Source organism: Streptomyces sp. AC627_RSS907 (assembly GCF_019049165.1).
On record NZ_JAGMUE010000027.1, the window covers coordinates 89,468 to 109,700 of the forward strand.

The 20,233-nt window shown below is 71.5% G+C and carries 18 protein-coding genes; 1 reads left to right on the forward strand and 17 read right to left on the reverse strand.

The annotated features are described in order from the left end of the window. Nucleotides 1-11 precede the first annotated feature (11 nt). From pyrF to pyrR, 8 genes are all read right to left on the reverse strand, one after another. On the reverse strand, nucleotides 12-857 hold the full coding sequence (gene pyrF / locus KUM32_RS07945) for an orotidine-5'-phosphate decarboxylase (RefSeq protein ID WP_217141085.1): 846 nt from the start codon (nucleotides 855-857) through the stop codon (nucleotides 12-14). Further along, nucleotides 854-1,960: a quinone-dependent dihydroorotate dehydrogenase gene (locus tag KUM32_RS07950; RefSeq protein WP_217141086.1), complete on the reverse strand. Its 1,107-nt coding sequence runs from the start codon at nucleotides 1,958-1,960 to the stop codon at nucleotides 854-856. The genes pyrF and KUM32_RS07950 overlap by 4 nt, the downstream gene beginning before the upstream one ends. A 97-nt stretch (nucleotides 1,961-2,057) precedes the next feature. After that, nucleotides 2,058-5,366: a carbamoyl-phosphate synthase large subunit gene (carB, locus tag KUM32_RS07955; protein ID WP_217141087.1), complete on the reverse strand. Its 3,309-nt coding sequence runs from the start codon at nucleotides 5,364-5,366 to the stop codon at nucleotides 2,058-2,060. After that, nucleotides 5,359-6,501 (reverse strand): glutamine-hydrolyzing carbamoyl-phosphate synthase small subunit, encoded by a 1,143-nt coding sequence (gene carA, locus KUM32_RS07960; RefSeq protein ID WP_217141088.1) that lies wholly within the window; start codon nucleotides 6,499-6,501, stop codon nucleotides 5,359-5,361. The genes carB and carA overlap by 8 nt, the downstream gene beginning before the upstream one ends. Next, nucleotides 6,498-7,073 (reverse strand): hypothetical protein, encoded by a 576-nt coding sequence (locus KUM32_RS07965; RefSeq protein WP_217141089.1) that lies wholly within the window; start codon nucleotides 7,071-7,073, stop codon nucleotides 6,498-6,500. Before KUM32_RS07965 ends, carA begins: the two co-directional genes overlap by 4 nt. Then, nucleotides 7,070-8,356, reverse strand: a complete 1,287-nt coding sequence (locus KUM32_RS07970) for a dihydroorotase (protein WP_217141090.1) — start codon at nucleotides 8,354-8,356, stop codon at nucleotides 7,070-7,072. The genes KUM32_RS07965 and KUM32_RS07970 overlap by 4 nt, the downstream gene beginning before the upstream one ends. A gap of 5 nt (nucleotides 8,357-8,361) precedes the next feature. Then, the gene (locus KUM32_RS07975) at nucleotides 8,362-9,342 is read right to left on the reverse strand and encodes an aspartate carbamoyltransferase catalytic subunit (RefSeq protein ID WP_217141091.1); all 981 of its coding nucleotides are present in this window, start codon (nucleotides 9,340-9,342) and stop codon (nucleotides 8,362-8,364) included. A 124-nt stretch (nucleotides 9,343-9,466) separates the two neighbouring features. Further along, nucleotides 9,467-10,060, reverse strand: coding sequence for a bifunctional pyr operon transcriptional regulator/uracil phosphoribosyltransferase PyrR (gene pyrR / locus KUM32_RS07980; RefSeq protein ID WP_217141092.1), 594 nt, complete (start codon nucleotides 10,058-10,060; stop codon nucleotides 9,467-9,469). Between the two features lie 297 nt (nucleotides 10,061-10,357). Here pyrR and bldD point away from each other — a divergent pair, with 297 nt between their 5' ends. Beyond that, nucleotides 10,358-10,861, forward strand: coding sequence for a transcriptional regulator BldD (gene bldD, locus KUM32_RS07985; RefSeq protein ID WP_006131213.1), 504 nt, complete (start codon nucleotides 10,358-10,360; stop codon nucleotides 10,859-10,861). Between the two features lie 173 nt (nucleotides 10,862-11,034). Here bldD and nusB read toward each other — a convergent pair whose 3' ends face one another. The 9 genes from nusB to mltG all read right to left on the reverse strand — a co-directional run bounded on the left by nusB (nucleotide 11,035) and on the right by mltG (nucleotide 20,179). After that, nucleotides 11,035-11,469: a transcription antitermination factor NusB gene (gene nusB, locus KUM32_RS07990; RefSeq protein WP_217141093.1), complete on the reverse strand. Its 435-nt coding sequence runs from the start codon at nucleotides 11,467-11,469 to the stop codon at nucleotides 11,035-11,037. 2 nt (nucleotides 11,470-11,471) lie between these two features. Then, nucleotides 11,472-12,038, reverse strand: coding sequence for an elongation factor P (gene efp / locus KUM32_RS07995; protein WP_217141094.1), 567 nt, complete (start codon nucleotides 12,036-12,038; stop codon nucleotides 11,472-11,474). Between the two features lie 63 nt (nucleotides 12,039-12,101). Then, nucleotides 12,102-13,208 (reverse strand): aminopeptidase P family protein, encoded by a 1,107-nt coding sequence (locus tag KUM32_RS08000; RefSeq protein ID WP_217141095.1) that lies wholly within the window; start codon nucleotides 13,206-13,208, stop codon nucleotides 12,102-12,104. 193 nt (nucleotides 13,209-13,401) lie between these two features. Further along, nucleotides 13,402-14,322 (reverse strand): Pro-rich N-terminal domain-containing protein, encoded by a 921-nt coding sequence (locus KUM32_RS08005; RefSeq protein ID WP_217141096.1) that lies wholly within the window; start codon nucleotides 14,320-14,322, stop codon nucleotides 13,402-13,404. A 199-nt stretch (nucleotides 14,323-14,521) separates the two neighbouring features. Next, nucleotides 14,522-15,613, reverse strand: a complete 1,092-nt coding sequence (aroB, locus tag KUM32_RS08010; protein WP_217141097.1) for a 3-dehydroquinate synthase — start codon at nucleotides 15,611-15,613, stop codon at nucleotides 14,522-14,524. Next, complete coding sequence (locus KUM32_RS08015) at nucleotides 15,610-16,125, reverse strand: shikimate kinase (protein ID WP_217141098.1); 516 nt, start codon at nucleotides 16,123-16,125, stop codon at nucleotides 15,610-15,612. The genes aroB and KUM32_RS08015 overlap by 4 nt, the downstream gene beginning before the upstream one ends. Then, nucleotides 16,122-17,306, reverse strand: a complete 1,185-nt coding sequence (aroC, locus tag KUM32_RS08020; RefSeq protein WP_217141099.1) for a chorismate synthase — start codon at nucleotides 17,304-17,306, stop codon at nucleotides 16,122-16,124. Before aroC ends, KUM32_RS08015 begins: the two co-directional genes overlap by 4 nt. Nucleotides 17,307-17,535: 229 nt before the next feature. Then, entirely contained in the window at nucleotides 17,536-18,375 is an 840-nt protein-coding gene (locus KUM32_RS08025) for a shikimate dehydrogenase (protein WP_217141100.1), read from the reverse strand. Beyond that, nucleotides 18,356-20,179, reverse strand: a complete 1,824-nt coding sequence (gene mltG / locus KUM32_RS08030; protein ID WP_217141101.1) for an endolytic transglycosylase MltG — start codon at nucleotides 20,177-20,179, stop codon at nucleotides 18,356-18,358. Before mltG ends, KUM32_RS08025 begins: the two co-directional genes overlap by 20 nt. Nucleotides 20,180-20,233: the final 54 nt, after the last annotated feature.

The window sequence follows — 20,233 nt, forward strand, 5'->3', positions numbered from 1 at the left end:
GGTCCGGGAGCTCAGCCCGCCACCGCGGTCCGGACCTCGTCGGCGAAGCGATCCGCTGCCGTACGCAGCGCGGCCACGTCGGGACCGTGACGAAGAACACCCCGGCTGACGTTCGGCACGACGTTGCGCACCACCGCGCCGAACACCCGCGGCAGGTCCGCCGGCGTCGCCCCCTGGGCACCGATACCGGGCGCGAGGAGCGGCCCGTTGATGCCCAGGTCGTACGACGAGAGGTCGCCGAGGGTGGCGCCGACGACCGCGCCGAAGGAGCCGAGGGACTCCTCCCCGGCGTTCTCGGCGGCCAGGTGCGCCAGCATCGTCGCCCCGACGGTCCGACCGTCGGCCCGGACGGCGTGCTGGACCTCGCCGCCCTCCGGGTTGGAGGTCAGCGCCAGCACGAACAGGCCCGCGCCGTTCTCCCGCGCCATGTCGACGGCCGGCTTCAGGGAGCCGTAGCCGAGGTAGGGCGAGACGGTCAGCGCGTCGGAGAACAGCGGGGCGCCCTCGCGCAGGAAGGACTCGGCGTACGCGGCCATGGTCGAGCCGATGTCGCCCCGCTTGGCGTCCATGACGACCAGCGCCCCGGCCGCCCGCGCCTCCTGCACCGCCTTCTCCAGGACGGCCACGCCGCGCGAGCCGAAGCGCTCGAAGAACGCGCTCTGCGGCTTGAGGACGGCGACCCGGTCGGCCACCGCCTCGACGACGGTGCGGCTGAAGCGCTCCAGACCGGCCACGTCGTCGCCCAGGCCCCACTCGGCGAGCAGGGAGGCGTGGGGGTCGATGCCGACGCACAGCGGGCCGCGTTCGTCCATCGCTCGGCGCAGGCGTGCGCCGAAGGGCTCGGTCGTACCGGTCATCGGGGCTTCCTCACATCGGTGCCGACCGCGTCGGCGAGGGTGGCGTACGGGCTCTGCCGCAGGCGCGCGGCGAGCCCCTTGTGGAGGTGGCGAGCGTAGAACGGGCCCTGGTAGATGAACGCGCTGTAGCCCTGCACCAGCGTGGCACCCGCCAGGATGCGCTGCCAGGCGTCCTCGGCGGTCTCGATGCCGCCGACGCCCACCAGGGTGATCCGGTCGCCCACGCGCGCGTAGAGGCGGCGCAGCACCTCCAGGGAGCGCGCCTTGAGGGGGGCGCCGGACAGGCCTCCGGTCTCCCGGACCAGGGCGGGCGAGGAGGTCAGCCCGAGTCCCTCGCGCGCGATGGTGGTGTTGGTGGCGATGATCCCGTCCAGTCCCAGCTCCAGGGCCAGGTCGGCGACCGCGTCGACGTCCTCGTCGGCCAGGTCCGGCGCGATCTTGACCAGGAGCGGGACGCGCCGCGTGGTGACCACGCGGTCGGCGGCCTCGCGGACGGCGCTCAGGAGCGGACGCAGGTGGTCCACCGCCTGGAGGTCGCGCAGGCCGGGCGTGTTCGGCGAGGAGACGTTCACCACGAGGTAGTCGGCGTACGGCGCCAGCCGCTCGGCGGACTTCACGTAGTCGCCGACGGCCTCCTCCTCCGGGACGACCTTGGTCTTGCCGATGTTGACGCCGACCACGGTCCGGAAGACGGGCGTGCGCGAGGCCAGGCGGGCCGCGACGATCCGGGAACCGTCGTTGTTGAAGCCCATGCGGTTGATCAGCGCACGGTCGGCCACCAGCCGGAACAGCCGCTTCTTGGGGTTGCCGGGCTGCGGCTCCCCCGTCACCGTGCCGATCTCCACGTGGTCGAAGCCGAGCATCGCCATGCCGTCGATCGCGACCGCGTTCTTGTCGAAGCCGGCGGCGAGCCCGAAGGGCCCGTGCATCCGCAGTCCGAGGGCCTGCGTACGCAGCTCCTTGTGGCGCGGCGCGAGCGCGGCGGCGACGAAGGTGCGCAGCACGGGGACGCGGGCGGCGAGGCGGATCCAGCGGAAGGCCATGTGGTGGGCCCGCTCCGGGTCCGTGCGGGAGAAGAAGAGCTTGAAGAAGATCGTGTACATGTGTCCTCGTGAAGCCTCGTACAGGGCCCTTCCGGGCTCTGGAGAAGAAGGGCTCATGAAGAGGGGGACACCGTTTCCGGTGTCCCCCTCGGGGCTGCTAGTCGCGGGCCGCGGTCAGGAACTCGGCGTGTTCCTGGAGGGAGCGCACTCCCACGTCGCCGTGGTTGAGGGCGTCGATGCCCTGGACCGCCGCCGCCAGCGCCTGGACCGTCGTCAGACACGGCACGGAGCGCGCCACGGCCGCCGTGCGGATGTCGTAGCCGTCGAGGCGGCCGCCGGTGCCGTACGGGGTGTTGACGATCAGGTCGACCCCGCCGTCGTGGATCAGCTGGACGATGGTCTTCTCGCCGTTCGGACCGGTGCCCTCGGACTGCTTGCGGACGACCGTGGCGTTGATGCCGTTGCGCCGCAGGACCTCGGCGGTGCCGGAGGTCGCGAGCAGCTCGAAGCCGTGGGCGACCAGCTCGCGGGCCGGGAAGATCATCGAGCGCTTGTCGCGGTTGGCGACGGAGATGAACGCCCGTCCCTTGGTCGGCAGCGGGCCGTACGCGCCCGCCTGCGACTTGGCGTACGCCGTGCCGAAGACGGAGTCGATGCCCATGACCTCGCCGGTGGAGCGCATCTCCGGGCCGAGGACGGTGTCCACGCCGCGGCCGTGGATGTCCCGGAAGCGGGACCACGGCATCACGGCCTCCTTGACGGAGATCGGCGCGTCCAGCGGCAGCTCGCCGCCGTCGCCGTGCGCCGGGAGCAGGCCCTCGGCGCGCAGCTCGGCGATGGTGGCGCCCAGGGAGATCCGCGCGGCGGCCTTGGCGAGCGGCACCGCGGTCGCCTTCGAGGTGAAGGGCACGGTCCGCGAGGCGCGCGGGTTGGCCTCCAGGACGTAGAGGATGTCCCCGGCCAGTGCGAACTGGATGTTGATCAGACCGCGCACGCCGACGCCCGCGGCGATGCCCTCGGTGGAGGCGCGCAGCCGCTTGATGTCGAAGCCGCCCAGCGTGATCGGGGGCAGCGCGCACGCCGAGTCGCCGGAGTGGATGCCGGCCTCCTCGATGTGCTCCATGACGCCGCCGAGGTACAGCTCCTCGCCGTCGTACAGCGCGTCGACGTCGATCTCGATCGCGTCGTCCAGGAAGCGGTCGACCAGGACCGGCCGGGAGGGGCTGATCTCGGTGGACTCGGCGATGTAGGACTCCAGCCGGGTCTCGTCGTAGACGATCTCCATGCCGCGTCCGCCGAGGACGTACGACGGGCGGACGAGGACCGGGTAGCCGATCTCGTCGGCGATGGCCTTGGCCTCGGCGAAGGTGGTGGCGGTGCCGTGCTTGGGGGCCGGCAGGCCGGCCTCCTGCAGGACCCGGCCGAAGGCACCGCGGTCCTCGGCGGCGTGGATGGCCTCGGGCGAGGTGCCGACGACCGGCACGCCGTTGTCCTTGAGCGCCTGGGACAGGCCGAGCGGGGTCTGGCCGCCGAGCTGGACGATCACGCCCGCGATCGGGCCGGCCTGCGCCTCGGCGTGGACGATCTCCAGGACGTCCTCCAGGGTGAGCGGCTCGAAGTACAGCCGGTCGGAGGTGTCGTAGTCGGTGGAGACGGTCTCCGGGTTGCAGTTGACCATCACGGTCTCGTACCCGGCGTCGCTCAGCGCGAAGGAGGCGTGGACGCAGGAGTAGTCGAACTCGATGCCCTGGCCGATGCGGTTCGGGCCGGAGCCCAGGATGATGACGGCCGGCTTCTCCCGCGGGGCGACCTCGGTCTCCTCGTCGTAGGAGGAGTAGAAGTACGGCGTCTTCGCGGCGAACTCGGCGGCGCAGGTGTCGACCGTCTTGTAGACCGGGCGGATGCCGAGCGCGTGCCTCACCTCGCGGACGACGTCCTCGCGCAGACCCCGGATCTCGCCGATCTGCTGGTCGGAGAAGCCGTGGCGCTTGGCCTCGGCGAGCAGGTCGGCGGTGAGCTCGGGAGCCCCGGCGAGCTCGTCGGCGATCTCCTTGATCAGGAAGAGCTGGTCGACGAACCAGGGGTCGATCTTCGTGTACTCGAAGACCTCCTCGGGCGTGGCGCCCGCGCGGATGGCCTGCATGACGGCGTTGATCCGGCCGTCGGTGGGGCGGACGGCCTCCTCCAGCAGGGCGGCCTTGTCGCCGGGCTCGCCGACGAAGGTGAACTGGCTGCCCTTCTTCTCCAGCGAGCGCAGCGCCTTCTGGAAGGCCTCGGTGAAGTTACGGCCGATGGCCATGGCCTCACCGACCGACTTCATGGTGGTCGTCAGCGTGGAGTCCGCCGACGGGAACTTCTCGAAGGCGAACCGCGGGGCCTTGACGACCACGTAGTCGAGGGTCGGCTCGAAGGAGGCCGGGGTCTCCTGCGTGATGTCGTTCGGGATCTCGTCGAGCGTGTAGCCGACGGCCAGCTTGGCCGCGATCTTGGCGATGGGGAAGCCGGTCGCCTTGGAGGCGAGGGCGGACGAGCGGGAGACGCGCGGGTTCATCTCGATGACGATGACGCGGCCGTCGGCCGGGTTCACCGCGAACTGGATGTTGCAGCCGCCGGTGTCGACGCCGACCTCGCGGATGATCGCGATGCCGACGTCGCGCAGCACCTGGTACTCGCGGTCGGTCAGCGTCATCGCGGGCGCGACGGTGATCGAGTCGCCGGTGTGGACGCCCATGGGGTCGAAGTTCTCGATGGAGCAGACGACCACGACGTTGTCGTTCTTGTCGCGCATCAGCTCCAGCTCGTACTCCTTCCAGCCGAGGATGGACTCCTCCAGGAGCACCTCGGTGGTCGGCGAGAGGGTGAGGCCCTGGCCGGCGATGCGGCGCAGCTCCTCCTCGTCGTGGGCGAAGCCGGAGCCGGCGCCGCCCATGGTGAAGGAGGGGCGGACGACGACCGGGTAGCCGCCGAGCTCCTCGACGCCCTTGAGGACGTCGTCCATGGAGTGGCAGATGTAGGACCGGGCGGACTCGCCGTGGCCGATCTTCCTGCGGACCTCCTCGACGACCTCCTTGAACAGGTCGCGGTCCTCGCCCTTGTGGATCGCCTGCACGTTGGCGCCGATCAGCTCGACGCCGTACTTCTCCAGGACGCCGTTGTCGTGCAACGAGATGGCGGTGTTGAGCGCCGTCTGGCCGCCCAGGGTGGGCAGCAGCGCGTCGGGGCGCTCCTTGGCGATGATCTTCTCGACGAACTCCGGGGTGATCGGCTCGACGTAGGTGGCGTCGGCGATCTCCGGGTCGGTCATGATCGTCGCCGGGTTGGAGTTCACCAGGACGACCCGCAGGCCCTCCGCCTTCAGGACCCGGCACGCCTGGGTGCCGGAGTAGTCGAACTCGGCGGCCTGGCCGATGACGATCGGGCCGGAGCCGATGACCAGGACGGACTGGATATCGGTGCGCTTAGGCACGCTGGCCCTCCATCAGGGAAACGAAGCGGTCGAACAGGTAGGCGGCGTCGTGCGGGCCGGCCGCCGCTTCGGGGTGGTACTGGACGCTGAAGGCCGGCCTGTCGAGAAGCTGGAGGCCCTCCACCACGTTGTCGTTGAGGCAGACGTGGGAGACCTCGGCGCGGCCGTAGGGGGTGTCGGAGACCTTGTCGAGCGGGGCGTCGACGGCGAATCCGTGGTTGTGCGCGGTGACCTCGACCTTGCCGGTGGTGCGGTCCTGCACCGGCTGGTTGATGCCGCGGTGGCCGTACTTCAGCTTGAAGGTGCCGAAGCCGAGGGCGCGGCCCAGGATCTGGTTGCCGAAGCAGATGCCGAAGAGCGGGGTGCCGCGCTCCAGGACGCCCCGCATGACCGAGACCGGGTGGTCGGCGGTGGACGGGTCGCCGGGGCCGTTGGAGAAGAACACGCCGTCGGGGTCGACCGCGTACACGTCCTCGACGGTCGTGGTCGCCGGCAGCACGTGCACCTCGATGCCGCGCTCGGCCATGCGGTGCGGGGTCATGCCCTTGATGCCGAGGTCGACGGCGGCGACGGTGAACTTCTTCTCGCCGATCGCCGGGACGACGTACGCCTCGGTGGTGGCGACCTCGGCGGAGAGGTCGGCGCCGGTCATCTCGGGGGCCTCGCGGACCTGGGCGAGCAGGGCGTCGTCGGCGATGACCGCGTCGCCGGAGAAGATGCCGACGCGCATGGCGCCGCGCTCGCGCAGGTGGCGGGTGAGGGCGCGGGTGTCGATGCCGGAGATGCCGACGACGCCCTGGGCCGCCAGTTCCTCGTCCAGCGAGCGGGTGGAGCGCCAGCTGGACGGCACGCGCGCGGGGTCGCGCACGACGTAGCCGGCGACCCAGATCTTCCCGGACTCCATGTCGTCGTCGTTGACGCCCGTGTTGCCCACGTGCGGGGCGGTCATGACGACGACCTGGCGGTGGTACGACGGGTCGGTGAGGGTCTCCTGGTAGCCGGTCATGCCGGTGGAGAACACGGCTTCGCCGAAGGTGGCCCCCACGGCCCCGTAGGAACGGCCGCGGAAGATCCGGCCGTCCTCCAGGACGAGTACGGCGGGAGTCCTGTCAACTCCCCTGGTGGAGGTCGTCATCGTGCGCCTTCCGTTTCCGTCTTGTTGATCATGTCGTTCAGTGTCTCGACCCATTCGTTGTGCTCGGCCGCGTGGTCGGAGCGGAAGCCGGAGTCGATCAGCTTGTCGCCGTGCGCCCAGGTGACGACCAGCAGGCCGCCCTCGGTGAGGACCTTGCCGGCGATGCCCTTGTCGAGCCGCGCCTCGCGCAGCGCGCCGACGGGGACGAAGAAGTCGTTCGCGCCGGGGCGTACGACGTCCAGTCCCGCGTCCGTCAGGGTGAGCTCCACCCGGCTGCGGGTGCCCAGGCCGTGCGCCACGATGCGGTCCAGCCACTGCCCGGCGGTGGTGGAGCCGTGGTAGCGGCCGCTCATCGCCAGTCTGGCCGGGAAGTCGCCTTCCGGCGCGCTGGGCAGCTCCGGGAGGTCGCCCTGGAGGGTGCCGCGCCACTTCCAGCCCTCGCGCATCAGCCAGTAGACGAGCGCGACGAACAGGCCGAGGCCGACGACCCAGCCGACGCGGGCGGCCCAGTCGGTCACTTCCGCCGATTCCTTCTCGGCGGCCAGCAGGATTACCGGTGCTACAGATGTCACGTGAGCTTCCCGTCGACGAGCGTGGCCTTGCCCCGCAGCCACGTGTGCGTCACGCGGCCCGGCAGCTCACGCCCCTCGTACGGGGTGTTGCGGCTGCGCGAGGCGAAGCCCGCGGGGTCCACCTGGCCACGGTATGCCGTGTCGACGAGGGTGAGGTTGGCGGGCTCACCAGCCGAGACGGGACGGCCGTGTCCGGTGGCCCGTCCGATCCGCGCGGGCTTGAAGGACATGCGGTCGGCGACGCCGGCCCAGTCCAGCAGGCCCGTGTCCACCATGGTGTCCTGGACCACCGACAGCGCGGTCTCCAGGCCGACCATGCCCATGGCGGCGGCGGCCCACTCGCAGTCCTTGTCCTCGTGCGGGTGCGGGGCGTGGTCGGTGGCGACGATGTCGATCGTGCCGTCGGCGAGCGCCTCGCGCAGCGCCATGACGTCGCGCTCGGTGCGCAGCGGCGGGTTCACCTTGTACACCGGGTTGTACGAGCGGACCAGCTCGTCGGTGAGCAGCAGGTGGTGCGGGGTGACCTCGGCGGTGACGTCGATGCCGCGGGACTTGGCCCAGCGGACGATCTCGACGCTGCCCGCCGTCGACAGGTGGCAGATGTGGACGCGGGAGCCGACGTGCTCGGCGAGCAGCACGTCCCGGGCGATGATCGACTCCTCGGCGACGGCGGGCCAGCCGCCCAGGCCCAGCTCGGCGGAGACGACGCCCTCGTTCATCTGGGCGCCCTCGGTGAGCCGGGGCTCCTGCGCGTGCTGGGCGACGACGCCGCCGAAGGCCTTCACGTACTCCAGGGCGCGGCGCATGATCACGGCGTCGTGGACGCACTTGCCGTCGTCGGAGAAGACGGTGACGCCGGCCGCGGACTCGTGCATGGCGCCCAGCTCGGCGAGCTTGCTGCCCTCCAGGCCGACCGTGACGGCGCCGACGGGCTGCACGTCGCAGTAGCCGGACTCCTGGCCGAGCCGCCAGACCTGCTCGACGACGCCGGCGGTGTCGGCGACCGGGAAGGTGTTGGCCATGGCGAAGACGTTGGTGTAGCCGCCGCTCGCCGCCGCGCGCGTGCCGGTCAGGACGGTCTCGGAGTCCTCGCGGCCGGGCTCGCGCAGGTGGGTGTGCAGGTCGACCAGGCCGGGCAGCAGCACCTTGCCGTCCGCCTCCACGACCTCGGCGCCCTCGGCGGACAGACCGGTGCCGACCTGGCTGATCGTCTCACCGTCGATCAGCACGTCCTGCGGCTCGCCGCCGAGCACCTTCGCACCACGGATCAGGATCTTGCTCATCTGTCTTACTTCTCCTCGGTGGTGCGGGCGTGGGTGACGGCGGGTTCGTTGCCGCCGAGCAGCAGGTACAGGACGGCCATCCGGATGGAGACGCCGTTGGTGACCTGTTCGACCACGGTGCAGCGGTCGGAGTCGGCGACCTCGGCGGTGATCTCCATGCCGCGGACCATGGGGCCGGGGTGCATCACGATGGCGTGCTCGGGCATCTTCGCCATGCGGTCGCCGTCGAGGCCGTAGCGGCGGGAGTACTCGCGCTCGGTGGGGAAGAACGCGGCGTTCATGCGCTCGCGCTGCACGCGCAGCATCATCACCGCGTCGGACTTCGGCAGGGTGCTGTCGAGGTCGTAGGAGACCTCGCAGGGCCAGGTCTCCACGCCGACCGGCAGCAGGGTGGGCGGGGCGACGAGGGTGACCTCGGCGCCGAGGGTGTGCAGCAGGTCGACGTTGGAACGGGCGACCCTGCTGTGCAGGACGTCGCCGACCAGGGTGACGCGGCGGCCGTCCAGGTCCTTGCCGAGGCCGGCGTCACGGCCGACCAGGCGGCGGCGCATGGTGAAGGCGTCCAGCAGGGCCTGGGTGGGGTGCTGGTGGGTGCCGTCGCCGGCGTTGATGACGTGGGCGTCGATCCAGCCCGAGGTGGCCAGGCGGTACGGGGCGCCGGAGGCGCCGTGCCGGATGACGACGGCGTCGACGCCCATGGCCTCCAGGGTCTGGGCGGTGTCCTTCAGGGACTCGCCCTTGGAGACGCTCGAGCCCTTGGCCGTGAAGTTGATGACGTCCGCGGACAGGCGCTTCTCCGCGGCCTCGAAGGAGATCCGGGTCCGGGTGGAGTCCTCGAAGAAGAGGTTGACGACGGTCCGGCCGCGCAGGGTCGGCAGTTTCTTGATCGGCCGGTCGGCGACCCGGGCCATCTCCTCGGCGGTGTCGAGGATCAGGACGGCGTCGTCGCGGGAGAGGTCGGCGGCCGAGATGAGATGACGCTGCATCTGTCAGGCTCCGTAAGACGGTTCATGCGGAAGAAAACAGGAGGATCCGGGCGGCCTGGCACGCGCGCGGGCGCGGGCGCGGGCGCGCCGAGCGGACGTACGGCACGGGGCGTACGCCGGAGTGCTACGGGTGGGCGCCCGGGGTGGCCGGCTTGGCGCCGAGCAGCACGGTGTCGCGACCGTCCTCCTCGGCGAGCTGGACCTTGACCGTCTCCCGCAGCGACGTGGGGAGGTTCTTGCCGACGTAGTCGGCGCGGATGGGCAGTTCGCGGTGGCCGCGGTCGACGAGGACCGCGAGCTGTACCGCGCGCGGGCGGCCGATGTCGTTCAGCGCGTCGAGGGCGGCGCGGATGGTGCGACCGGAGAAGAGCACGTCGTCGACGAGGACGACGAGGCGGCCGTCGATGCCGTCACCGGGGATCTCGGTGCGGGCGAGCGTCCGCGGCGGGTGCATGCGCAGGTCGTCGCGGTACATGGTGATGTCGAGCGAGCCGACCGGCATCGTGCGGTCGGTGATCTGCTCGAGCTTGGCGGCGAGCCGCCGGGCGAGGAAGACGCCCCGGGTCGGAATGCCGAGGAGCACCACGTCGTCGGCGCCCTTGGCGCGTTCGACGATCTCGTGGGCGATGCGGGTCAGGACCCGTGCGATGTCGGGGCCCTCGAGAACGGGCCGCGCGTCGGAGCGCGGGTCCGGCTGGGAGTCCTGCTGCGTGTCCATACGAAACGGACCTCCTTCTCCGCCTCACGGGACGGACCTTAAAGGACGTCGGATTTGCGCCACCTACGGTATCAGGCTCACAGAACCGCTCCGACGACCCCCCGGACACGCCCACATCACCCTCCCGCCACGCGCACGTCACCCGCTTGGAGCAATGGATCGCGGATACCACGGAAGAGCCGGTGCGGACCATTCGGCTTGACGCAGGAGAGTAACGCTGCGTAACCTCACAGTGAGTTACCAGCCGCGCGGCACGCAACACAGCAGGCCGCGTCGACACCTTGTCCGGGGAGCCATATGTCCAGCGAATACGCCAAACAGCTCGGGGCCAAGCTCCGGGCCATCCGCACCCAGCAGGGCCTTTCCCTCCACGGTGTCGAGGAGAAGTCCCAGGGCCGCTGGAAGGCCGTGGTGGTCGGTTCGTACGAGCGCGGCGACCGCGCCGTGACCGTGCAGCGCCTCGCCGAGCTGGCGGATTTCTACGGCGTTCCCGTGCAGGAGCTGCTGCCGGGCACCACCCCGGGCGGCGCCGCCGAGCCGCCGCCGAAGCTGGTCCTGGACCTGGAGCGACTGGCCACGGTGCCGGCCGAGAAGGCGGGCCCGCTCCAGCGCTACGCGGCCACCATCCAGTCGCAGCGCGGTGACTACAACGGCAAGGTGCTCTCGATCCGCCAGGACGACCTGCGCACACTCGCCGTCATCTACGACCAGTCCCCCTCGGTCCTCACCGAGCAGCTGATCAGCTGGGGCGTCCTGGACGCGGACGCGCGTCGCGCGGTGGCGTCCCACGAGGACGCCTGACCCACAGCCGCCACAGCAGAAACGTGCCGCCGGGGTGGCCGGAACCCAACGGTTCCGGCCACCCCGGCGGTGTTGTACGGACCTGACCGTGCGCCCCGGCACCCCGGGCGCACGCCGGAGGGCCCGCAGCGTGAGTCTTCGCTGCGGGCCCTCCGGCGTGTGCGGGTCTTCTGTCAGGCCTCGTCGCGGCGCAGGGAGGGCTTGAGCTCCTTCAGCCGGCCGAGCAGGCCGTTGACGAACGCCGGCGACTCGTCCGTGGAGAACTCCTTCGCCAGCTGCACCATCTCGTCGAGGACGACGGCGTCCGGGGTCGCGTCCATCCAGATCAGCTCGTATGCACCGAGACGCAGGATGTTGCGGTCCACGACCGGCATGCGGTCGAGCGTCCATCCGACCGAGTACTGGGAGATGAGCTCGTCGATGCGCTGCGCGCGCTCGGCGTAGCCCTCCACCAGCTCCATCGTGTACTCGCTCACCGGCGGCTGCCGGGTGTCGGACCGGGAGTGCCGGACCCAGTCCGCGAGGACCGTCAGGACGTCGGCGCCGCGCTGATCGCCCTCGAAGAGGATCTGGAAGGCGCGCTTGCGGGCCGTGTTGCGGGCAGCCACGGTTAGCTGTTCACCCGGCCGAGGTAGTCGCTCGTGCGGGTGTCGACCTTGATCTTCTCACCGGTGGTGATGAAGAGCGGGACGTTGATCTGGTGACCGGTCTCCAGGGTCGCCGGCTTGGTGCCGCCGGTGGAGCGGTCGCCCTGGACGCCCGGCTCGGTCTCCTGGATGGTCAGCTCGACGGCGGCCGGCAGCTCGACGAAGAGCACCTCGCCCTCGTGCTGCGCGACGGTGGCCTCGAACCCCTCGATGAGGAAGTTGGCGGCGTCACCGACGACCTTGCGGTCGATGTGCAGCTGGTCGTAGGTCTCCATGTCCATGAAGACGAAGTAGTCGCCGTCCATGTACGAGAACTGCATGTCGCGCTTGTCGACAGTGGCCGTCTCGACCTTGACGCCGGCGTTGAAGGTCTTGTCGACGACCTTGCCGGAGAGCACGTTCTTGAGCTTGGTGCGCACGAAGGCCGGGCCCTTGCCGGGCTTGACGTGCTGGAACTCGACGACGGACCAGAGCTGGCCGCCTTCGAGCTTGAGCACCATGCCGTTCTTGAGGTCGTTCGTGGAAGCCACGGTTGCGGAATCTCCTGGACTGGACTGACGTGGACGACCCCGGGGCGTGCGCACAGCGCGAGGCTAGAGCGCGAGCAGCTCCTTGGTCGTGATGGTGAGTAGCTCGGGTCCGCCGTCCGCCTCGGGGCGTACGACGAGCGTGTCATCGATCCGGACCCCGCCCCGGCCCGGGAGGTGGACCCCCGGTTCGACGGTGACCGGCACACAAGCGTCCAGTTTACCCATGGCCGCGGGGGCCAACTGCGGGTCCTCGTCGATTTCCAGTCCGACACCGTGTCCGGTGAGGGTCGGAAGGTTCTCCGCGTACCCGGCTGAGTCCAGTACGTGGCGGGCCGCGCGGTCCACGTCGCGGCAGGCGGCGCCGGGTACCAGGGCCTCCCGGCCGGCCCGCTGCGCGGAGAAGACGAGGTCGTACAGCTCGATCTGCCAGTCGGCGGGCGAGGTGCCGATGACGAACGTACGGCCGATCTCGCAGCGGTATCCGCGGTACGTCGCGCCCAGGCAGACGGAGAGGAAGTCGCCCTCCTCCACACGCCGGTCGGTGGGCCGGTGTCCGGGGCGCCCCGCATGGGGGCCGGTGCCGACGGACGTCGGAAAGGCGGGCCCGTCGGCGCCGTGGTCGACGAGGCGGCGCTCCAGTTCCAGGGCGAGGTGCCGCTCGGTGCGGCCCACCAGGATGGACTCCAGGAGCTCGCCGAGGGCCTGGTCGGCGATCTCCGCGCCGATGCGCAGGCAGGAGATCTCCTCCTCGTCCTTGACCACCCGGAGCTGTTCGACCGCTTGACCGAGGTCGGTCAGACGGAGCCGAGGCGCCACCGAGCGCATCGCGCGGTGCCGGACCACGGTGAGGTGGTGGTCCTCCGTGGCGAGGGACTCTGCACCCTGCGCCGCGGCGAGACGGGTGGCCGCGACGGCCGGGTCGCCGCCGGGGCCGGACAGGACCCGCACCGGCAGCGACTCGTCGGGCCGGCCGTCCGCCGGCCGGTCGCCCGGAGGTCCCGAGCAGACCAGCAGGTCCTCGGCCTTGCCCAGCAGCAGCACGGCCCCGTGCGGGGCGGCGCCCGCGAGATAGCGCACGTTGGCGGGCCGGGAGACGAGCGCCGCCGCGCTGCCGCCCGCGTTGCAGCGTTCTCGTAGGCGCGTCCGGCGGGCCGCGTACACCTCTGACATGAGCCGAGCGTAAGAGCTCCGCTCGGGGGGCGCCGCTCGGGAGAGGCCGAGTGGGGAGGAGTCCGGGCAGGCCGGTGCGCCGGCCGGGTCGGGGCCTGTCGTGGTTTCGCGTCGGCCGGCGGGGGCGGCCCCGAAGAGGGTGCGCGGTTCCCCGCGCCCTCTTGGGGGTGCCCCTCTGTTCTGTCCCCGTCCGTTACCAGTTCGGTGGGCTGGCTATCGACCGGGACAGGACCTCGTCCAGGACCTGGGCCGTTTCCGGTACGTCGAGCTGGGAGTTGTCGATGATGGGAAGGCCCGAGCCGTACCAGCCGGCCATACGGCCGTGGATGCGGGCGACCTCCTCGTCGGTGAGCCGCCGGTTGCCGCTGCGTTCGGCGTTGCGCTCCAGGACGATGTCCAGGCCCGGCAGAAGGACGACGGGGAGCAGGCCGGGGCCCACGTGCCGCTTCCAGCCGCCGAGGCCGACGACCGGGCGGTCCGGGAAGACCGCGTCGTCCAGGATGCAGGAGATGCCGTTGGCGAGGAAGTTGCGTGCGGAGAAACCGCAGGTGCGGCGAGCGAGACGGTACTGGGCCTCGGAGTGCTCGTTCCAGCCCGTCTGGGGGTCGGCGAAGCCGGAGCGGACCCATTCACGGACGTCGTCCAGGCTGATGTGCGCGGTGGGGACCCTGCGGTGGTCCGCCCAGTACTTGGCGACGCTGGTCTTGCCGGCGCCCGCGGGGCCGATGAGCAGCACCGCGAGGGTCGTCGTGGTGGGGTCGGGCGCGGCTGCCGCGGCAGGGGGCACGCTGGGGGCGGTCACGGGACCGCCCGGCGGCAGCGACAGGTGACCGGTGGCTTCCGGCACGGGCGGCACCGGGGCCGCCTGGTGCGGACCCGGCACCTGCCGCGGGGCGGGCGGCTGCTGCGGGGCGGGCGGCGGCTGCGCGGCGGGGTGCTGCTGGGTCACGGGGTGCGGGGCCCGCACGGGGTGTCCCTGCGTCCCTGGCGGCGGCACGGGGGCGGAGCCCTGGTGCGGCGGACCCGGGTGGTGTGCGGCCGGGGACCAGCCGACGGCCGGTCCGTGCCCCGGCTGAGGGGGCGGCGGCAGCGGAGAACCCACTGCGTGCTGCATCCGGTGCCACTCCGTCTCGTACAGGCGATGGGCGCTGTCGGCGGGACGGTCGCCCGCCCGCTTTCCCCCACAGCCTAAAGGGCGTGGAGGAACCCCCGTCCGAACGGTACCGCCCCCTGCCGTCGTTCGGTGAAACGGCCGGGGGCGGCTCGAAGTGCCCGTCCGGCAAGGCGAATCGGACGGAAGGTGCGCCGGGGTACTACTCGCCCACCTCGCCGTAGGCGGCGAGGAGGACGGCCGGGTCGGGTCCCTCCAGGATGGTGGGCCTCGCCAGCCCGTCCAGGACGACGAAGCGCAGCAGGTCGCCGCGGGACTTCTTGTCGACCTTCATGTTCTCGACCAGCTTGGGCCACTGGTCGTGGCGGTAGTGCAGCGGCAGCCCGACCGCTTCGAGGATGCTGCGGTGGCGGTCGGCGGTGGCGTCGTCCAGGCGGCCCGCGAGGCGGCCCAGTTCGGCCGCGAAGTGCATGCCGACCGAGACCGCGGCGCCGTGGCGCCACTTGTAGCGCTCGTTCTTCTCGATGGCGTGGCCGAGCGTGTGGCCGTAGTTCAGGATCTCCCTGAGGCCCGCTTCCTTCAGGTCGGACGAGACGACCTCCGCCTTGACCCTGATCGAGCGCACGATCAGCTCGGCGGTGTGCGGCCCGGCCGGGGTGCGCGCGGCCTGGGGGTCGGACTCGATCAGGTCCAGGATCACCGGGTCGGCGATGAAACCGGCCTTGATGACCTCGGCGAGGCCGGAGACGTAGTCGTTGACCGGGAGGGAGTCCAGGGCGGCGAGGTCGCACAGGACGCCGGCCGGCGGGTGGAAGGCGCCGACGAGATTCTTGCCCTCGGCGGTGTTGATGCCGGTCTTGCCGCCGACGGCCGCGTCGACCATGGCCAGCACGGTGGTCGGGACGGCGATCCAGCGCACCCCGCGCAGCCAGGTGGCCGCCACGAACCCGGCCAGGTCGGTGCTGGCACCGCCGCCGACACCGACGATGACGTCGGTGCGGGTGAACCCGGACTGGCCGAGCGCCTTCCAGCAGTAGGCGGCGACCTCCGCGGTCTTGGCCTCCTCGGCGTTGGGCACCTGGATGGCGATCGCGTCGTAGCCCTGCTCGGCGAGGTCGGCGCGCAGCGCGTCCCCCGTCTCGGCCAGCGCCTCGGGGTGGATCACCGCGACCCGCTTGGCCTGCGCGCCGATCAGACCGCCGAGCTCGCCCAGGAGCTGGCGGCCCACCAGGACCTCGTAGGGGTCGGATCCCGCGGTGCCGCCGACCTGGATCCGGGTGACTGCCTCGCTCATGCTTCCTTCAGCTCCACTGCGTCGAGAGCGGCTTGGGTGACTTCTTCCGGCGTACGGCCGTCCGTGGCCACGACGACCGTGGCGACCTCCTCGTAGAGGTGCCGGCGGGCCTCCATCAGCTCGCGCCACTGTTTGCGCGGGTTGACCGCCAGGAGCGGGCGCGCGACGTTGAGGCCGGTGCGCCTGACGGCCTCGTCGACGTCCATCGAGAGGTAGACGACGCGCTGCCCGGCGAGCAGGCCGCGGGTGTCCGCGTCCAGGATCGCGCCGCCGCCGAGGGCGAGGACGCCGTCGTGCTCGGCGAGGGCCGTGCGCACGGCCTGCTTCTCCAGGGCGCGGAAGGCGGGCTCGCCCTCGTCCACGAAGATCTCGGCGATGGTCCGCCCCTGCGCGGAGACGATGTCCTCGTCGGTGTCCCGGTAACCGGTGCCGAGGCGCTCGGCCAGCAGCCGCCCGACCGTGGACTTGCCGACGCCCATGGGGCCGACCAGGACGACCAGCGGCGTGCTCATCGGACGGCCAGATTGTCGAGGTACGACCGCACGTTGCGCCGGGTCTCCGGCACGCTGTCGCCGCCGAACTTCTCCGCCACCGCGTCCGCCAGGACCAGGGCGACCATGGCCTCGGCGACGATGCCGGCGGCCGGCACCGCGCACACGTCGGAGCGCTGGTGGTGGGCCTGCGCGGCCTCGCCGGTGGCGACGTCCACCGTCCGCAGGGCCCGCGGCACGGTCGCGATGGGCTTCATCGCCGCCTTCACGCGCAGCAGCTCGCCGGTGGTGAGACCGCCCTCGGTGCCACCGGAGCGGCCGGACGCCCGCCTGATGCCGTCGGGGCCGGTGAGGATCTCGTCGTGCGCCTTGGAACCGGGCACCCGCGCGAGACCGAAGCCGTCGCCGACCTCCACGCCCTTGATGGCCTGGATGCCCATGAGGGCGGCGGCCAGCCGCGCGTCCAGCCGCCGGTCCCAGTGCACGTGCGAGCCGAGGCCCACGGGGACGCCGTACGCCAGCACCTCGACCACTCCGCCGAGGGTGTCACCGTCCTTGTGGGCCTGGTCGATCTCCGCGACCATCGCCTTCGAGGCGTCCGCGTCCAGGCAGCGCACCGGGTCGGCGTCCAGCCGCTCGACGTCCGCGGGGGTCGGGTACACGCCGTAGGGGGCCTTGGCGGCGGCCAGCTCGACGACGTGGCTGACGACCTCGATGCCGGCCGTCTCCTTGAGGTACGACCGCGCCACGGCACCCAGCGCGACCCGGGCGGCCGTCTCCCGCGCGGAGGCGCGCTCCAGGATCGGCCGGGCCTCGTCGAAACCGTACTTCTGCATGCCCGCGAGGTCGGCGTGGCCGGGACGGGGGCGGGTCAGCGGCGCGTTGCGGGCGAGGCCGGCGAGTACCTCCGGGTCCACCGGGTCGGCCGCCATGACCTGTTCCCACTTGGGCCACTCGGTGTTGCCCACCATGATCGCGACGGGGGAGCCGAGGGTGAGGCCGTGCCGGACGCCGCCGAGGAAGGTCACCTCGTCCCGCTCGAACTTCATCCGGGCACCGCGACCATAGCCGAGCCGCCGCCTCGCCAGATGGTCCGCCACCATGTCCGTGGTGATCGGTACGCCGGCGGGCAGACCCTCCAGCGTCGCGACGAGTGCGGGACCGTGGGACTCCCCCGCGGTCAGCCAGCGCAACCTGCTCAACGGTGCTCCTCAGTGCTCGCGCCCCGGTTATGCCTGTGTACGCGTCTGCTGTGCGTACGGCGACGGCGGGTCCGGGTGCGCGGGCCCCGGTCCGCCACCTCCGATCCTCCCACGTCGGCGGCCGTGGCCGGTCGCCGGTCCATCTGCCGGACGGGCTGCCGCCCCGCCGCGGCCGGGAAGGGCTGACCGTCCGCACCGCCCTCCGACGGGCGGTCTCCTGCTCGGGCGCCTAACGGCCCGCGAGGGCCCGCTCCCCCGCCGTGCGCATGGCGGCGAGCGGGGCCGGCGCGCGGCCCGTCATCCGCTCCACCTGGAGGACCGCCTGGTGCAGCAGCAGGTCGAGTCCGCTGACGACGGCACCGCCGTACGCCGACCAGCGGGCGGCGAGCGCGGTGGGCCAGGGGTCGTAGAGCACGTCGAAGAGGGTCGACGGCATCCCGGGTACGGCAGCGGCGAGGGCGTCGGTGGTGCCGGCCGGGGTGGTGGCCACGACCAACGGGGCGCGCAGCGCCTCCTCGGCGTCCGACCAGTCCGCGACGCGCACCTCGACTTCCAGCCGCTCGGCCCAGCCCCGCATTTCGGCGGCGCGTGCCTCACTGCGCACGTAGACGGCGACCTCGCCCGTGCAGATCCGGGCCAGCGCGGCCAGCGCGGAGGACGCGGTGGCGCCGGCGCCGAGGACCGCGGCGGTCTCGACCTTCTCGACGCCGTGCTCGCGCAGGGCGGCGACCATGCCGGGGATGTCGGTGTTGTCGCCGGTCTTCCGGCCGTCCTCGGTGAGGACGACGGTGTTCACCGCGTCCACGGAGGCCGCCGTCTCGCTGATCCCGTCGAGCAGCGGGATGACCGCCCGCTTGAGCGGCATGGTCAGCGACAGCCCGGCCCACTCGGGGCCGAGTTCCTCGAAGAAGCCCGGCAACGCCGCCTCGTCGACGTCGAAGCGGTCGTACGTCCAGTTGTCCAGCCCCAGCTCGGCGTAGGCGGTGCGGTGCAGTACCGGGGAGAGGGAGTGACCGATCGGGGAGCCGAGAACGGCGGCTCGACGGCGGTCAGTTGCCTGCGGCGGCATCGAACTTGTCCTTCAGCGTCAGGAACTCGTCGTGTGTCTTGGCGAACTCGGTCTTGTTCACGCCGTCGGTGGCCACGAAGTACATCCAGCCGTCCTGCGTGGGGTTCAGCGCCGCCTGCATGGCCTCTTCGCCGGGATTGCCGATGGGCCCGGGCGGCAGGCCCCTGTTGGTGTAGGTGTTGTACGGGTCCGGGTTGCTGTTGATCTCGGCCTCGCTGATGCGGATCTTGCTCTGCCCCATCAGGTAGTTGAAGCTCGAGTCGAACTGAAGCTCCTGGTTGGTCTCGGTGTTGCCGGGCTTGAGCCGGTTGTAGACGACCTCGGCCATCTTGCGGAAGTCCTCGTGGGTCTTGCCCTCGGCCTGCACCAGGCTCGCCACGGTGAGCAGCTGCCAGGGACCTTCGAGACCGAGGCCCTCCGCCTTCTCCGCGAGCCCGGCCTTCTCGTACTGCTCGTTGGCACGTGCCACCATCTGCTTCAGCACGTCCGCGGGCTTCTGGCCCTTGGCCGCCGAGTAGCTGGACGGGTAGAGGAAGCCCTCCAGGGGGTCCTTCACGTTCTTGTGGTTCATCGCCCAGTCGGGCAGGCCGAGGCTCTTCCACTGGGTCTTGGCGACCTGGGCCGTGGTGCCCTCGGCCACCTCGAGGCGCTTGTCGATGAGCTTGTAGACGTCGGCGTTGCGCTTGCCCTCGGCGATGATCAGGTTGCTGCGGCTCTTGGGGCTGAGCAGCAGTTCGACCGCGCTCGCGGCCGACATCTCCTTCTGCAGCGTGTACACGCCGTCCTGGATGGTCTTGCCGCGGGGATTGCTCTCCTGGGCGGCGATGAAGGCGTCGACGCTCTTCACCACGCCCTGGCGCTTGAGCTCCTGGCCGATGGTCGAGCCGCCCGCGCCCTTCGGGATGGTGACGGTCACCGCCTCACCGTTGCCGTCGCCCGCGAAGTCCGGAGCCGCGCCGAAACGATCCTGGTAGAACTGGTAACCGAAATAGCCGACCCCGGCCACGCCACCGCCCAGCACCAGGCAGACCACGAGGCAGGCACATCCGTTGCGGCGCTTCCTGGGCTTGCCGCCCCGGCCCCTGCGTTCACCGCGCCCGGCGTCCTCGCCCTTGTCGTCGGCGCCGTCGTCGGCTCCGGCGTCCCCGCCGTCGTCCCCGCCGGCGAAGAAGGCGTGTTCGCCCTCGTCGGGACCGGGGTCCCAGTCGGTGCGCTGCGGCTCGGGTTCCGCGCGCCGCCGGGTGGGGGGCTCCGGCGGCGGGTACGCCTCCGGCGTTCCGTACGGGTCCTGCTGCTCGCCGCCGTAGGAGGGGGTCTGCTGACCGTAGGGGTCCGACGGGTCGGGGGGGTACTGGGCGTGGGGCTGCGCGCCGGTGCCCCAGCCCGTGTTGTCGTAGCCCTGCTGCGGCTGTTCCTGGGAGGGGTACTGCTGCTGGTCGTGCGGCTGCTCGTGCCGCTGCTGACCGTACTGGTCGTACTGCGGCTCGGGGTGCTGCTGATGCCGGCCGTACTGGTCGTACTGGTGCCCGGAGTGCTGCTGACCGTACTGGTCGTACTGCTGCGCGGAGTACTGCTGACCGTACTGGTCGTGCTGCGGCTGCTGACCGTACGAGGCCTGGCCTCCGTCGCCCCACTCGCCGTACTGCGGCTGCTCGGGCTGCTGCTCCGGATACTGCTGTGGCTGGCCGCCGTAGGGTGACTGCTGACCCGTATGAGCCTGCTGTCCGCCCCATCCGCCGTCCCCGTGCAACGGGTCCTCCGGATGCCACGGTTCGGAGCCTGGGCCCCGGCCATACTCAGTCATCGATCCCCTAGAGCCGCGAGACGGTGGTGCGCGCGGCCTGTCATGGGGGCCGGC

Excerpts from the sequence above, each read along its gene's own strand:
- KUM32_RS08015 (WP_217141098.1), bottom strand. The coding sequence starts at position 16,125 with ATGAGCACGCCGCTGGTCGTCCTGGTCGGCCCCATGGGCGTCGGCAAG.
- pyrR (WP_217141092.1), bottom strand. The coding sequence starts at position 10,060 with ATGGACACGCAGCAGGACTCCCAGCCGGACCCGCGCTCCGACGCGCGG.
- bldD (WP_006131213.1), top strand. The coding sequence starts at position 10,358 with ATGTCCAGCGAATACGCCAAACAGCTCGGGGCCAAGCTCCGGGCCATC.
- KUM32_RS07970 (WP_217141090.1), bottom strand. The coding sequence starts at position 8,356 with ATGAGCAAGATCCTGATCCGTGGTGCGAAGGTGCTCGGCGGCGAGCCG.
- KUM32_RS08005 (WP_217141096.1), bottom strand. The coding sequence starts at position 14,322 with ATGCAGCACGCAGTGGGTTCTCCGCTGCCGCCGCCCCCTCAGCCGGGG.
- KUM32_RS07950 (WP_217141086.1), bottom strand. The coding sequence starts at position 1,960 with ATGTACACGATCTTCTTCAAGCTCTTCTTCTCCCGCACGGACCCGGAG.
- aroB (WP_217141097.1), bottom strand. The coding sequence starts at position 15,613 with ATGAGCGAGGCAGTCACCCGGATCCAGGTCGGCGGCACCGCGGGATCC.
- KUM32_RS08000 (WP_217141095.1), bottom strand. The coding sequence starts at position 13,208 with ATGTCAGAGGTGTACGCGGCCCGCCGGACGCGCCTACGAGAACGCTGC.
- mltG (WP_217141101.1), bottom strand. The coding sequence starts at position 20,179 with ATGACTGAGTATGGCCGGGGCCCAGGCTCCGAACCGTGGCATCCGGAG.
- KUM32_RS08025 (WP_217141100.1), bottom strand. The coding sequence starts at position 18,375 with ATGCCGCCGCAGGCAACTGACCGCCGTCGAGCCGCCGTTCTCGGCTCC.
- carA (WP_217141088.1), bottom strand. The coding sequence starts at position 6,501 with ATGACGACCTCCACCAGGGGAGTTGACAGGACTCCCGCCGTACTCGTC.
- KUM32_RS07975 (WP_217141091.1), bottom strand. The coding sequence starts at position 9,342 with ATGCAGCGTCATCTCATCTCGGCCGCCGACCTCTCCCGCGACGACGCC.
- pyrF (WP_217141085.1), bottom strand. The coding sequence starts at position 857 with ATGACCGGTACGACCGAGCCCTTCGGCGCACGCCTGCGCCGAGCGATG.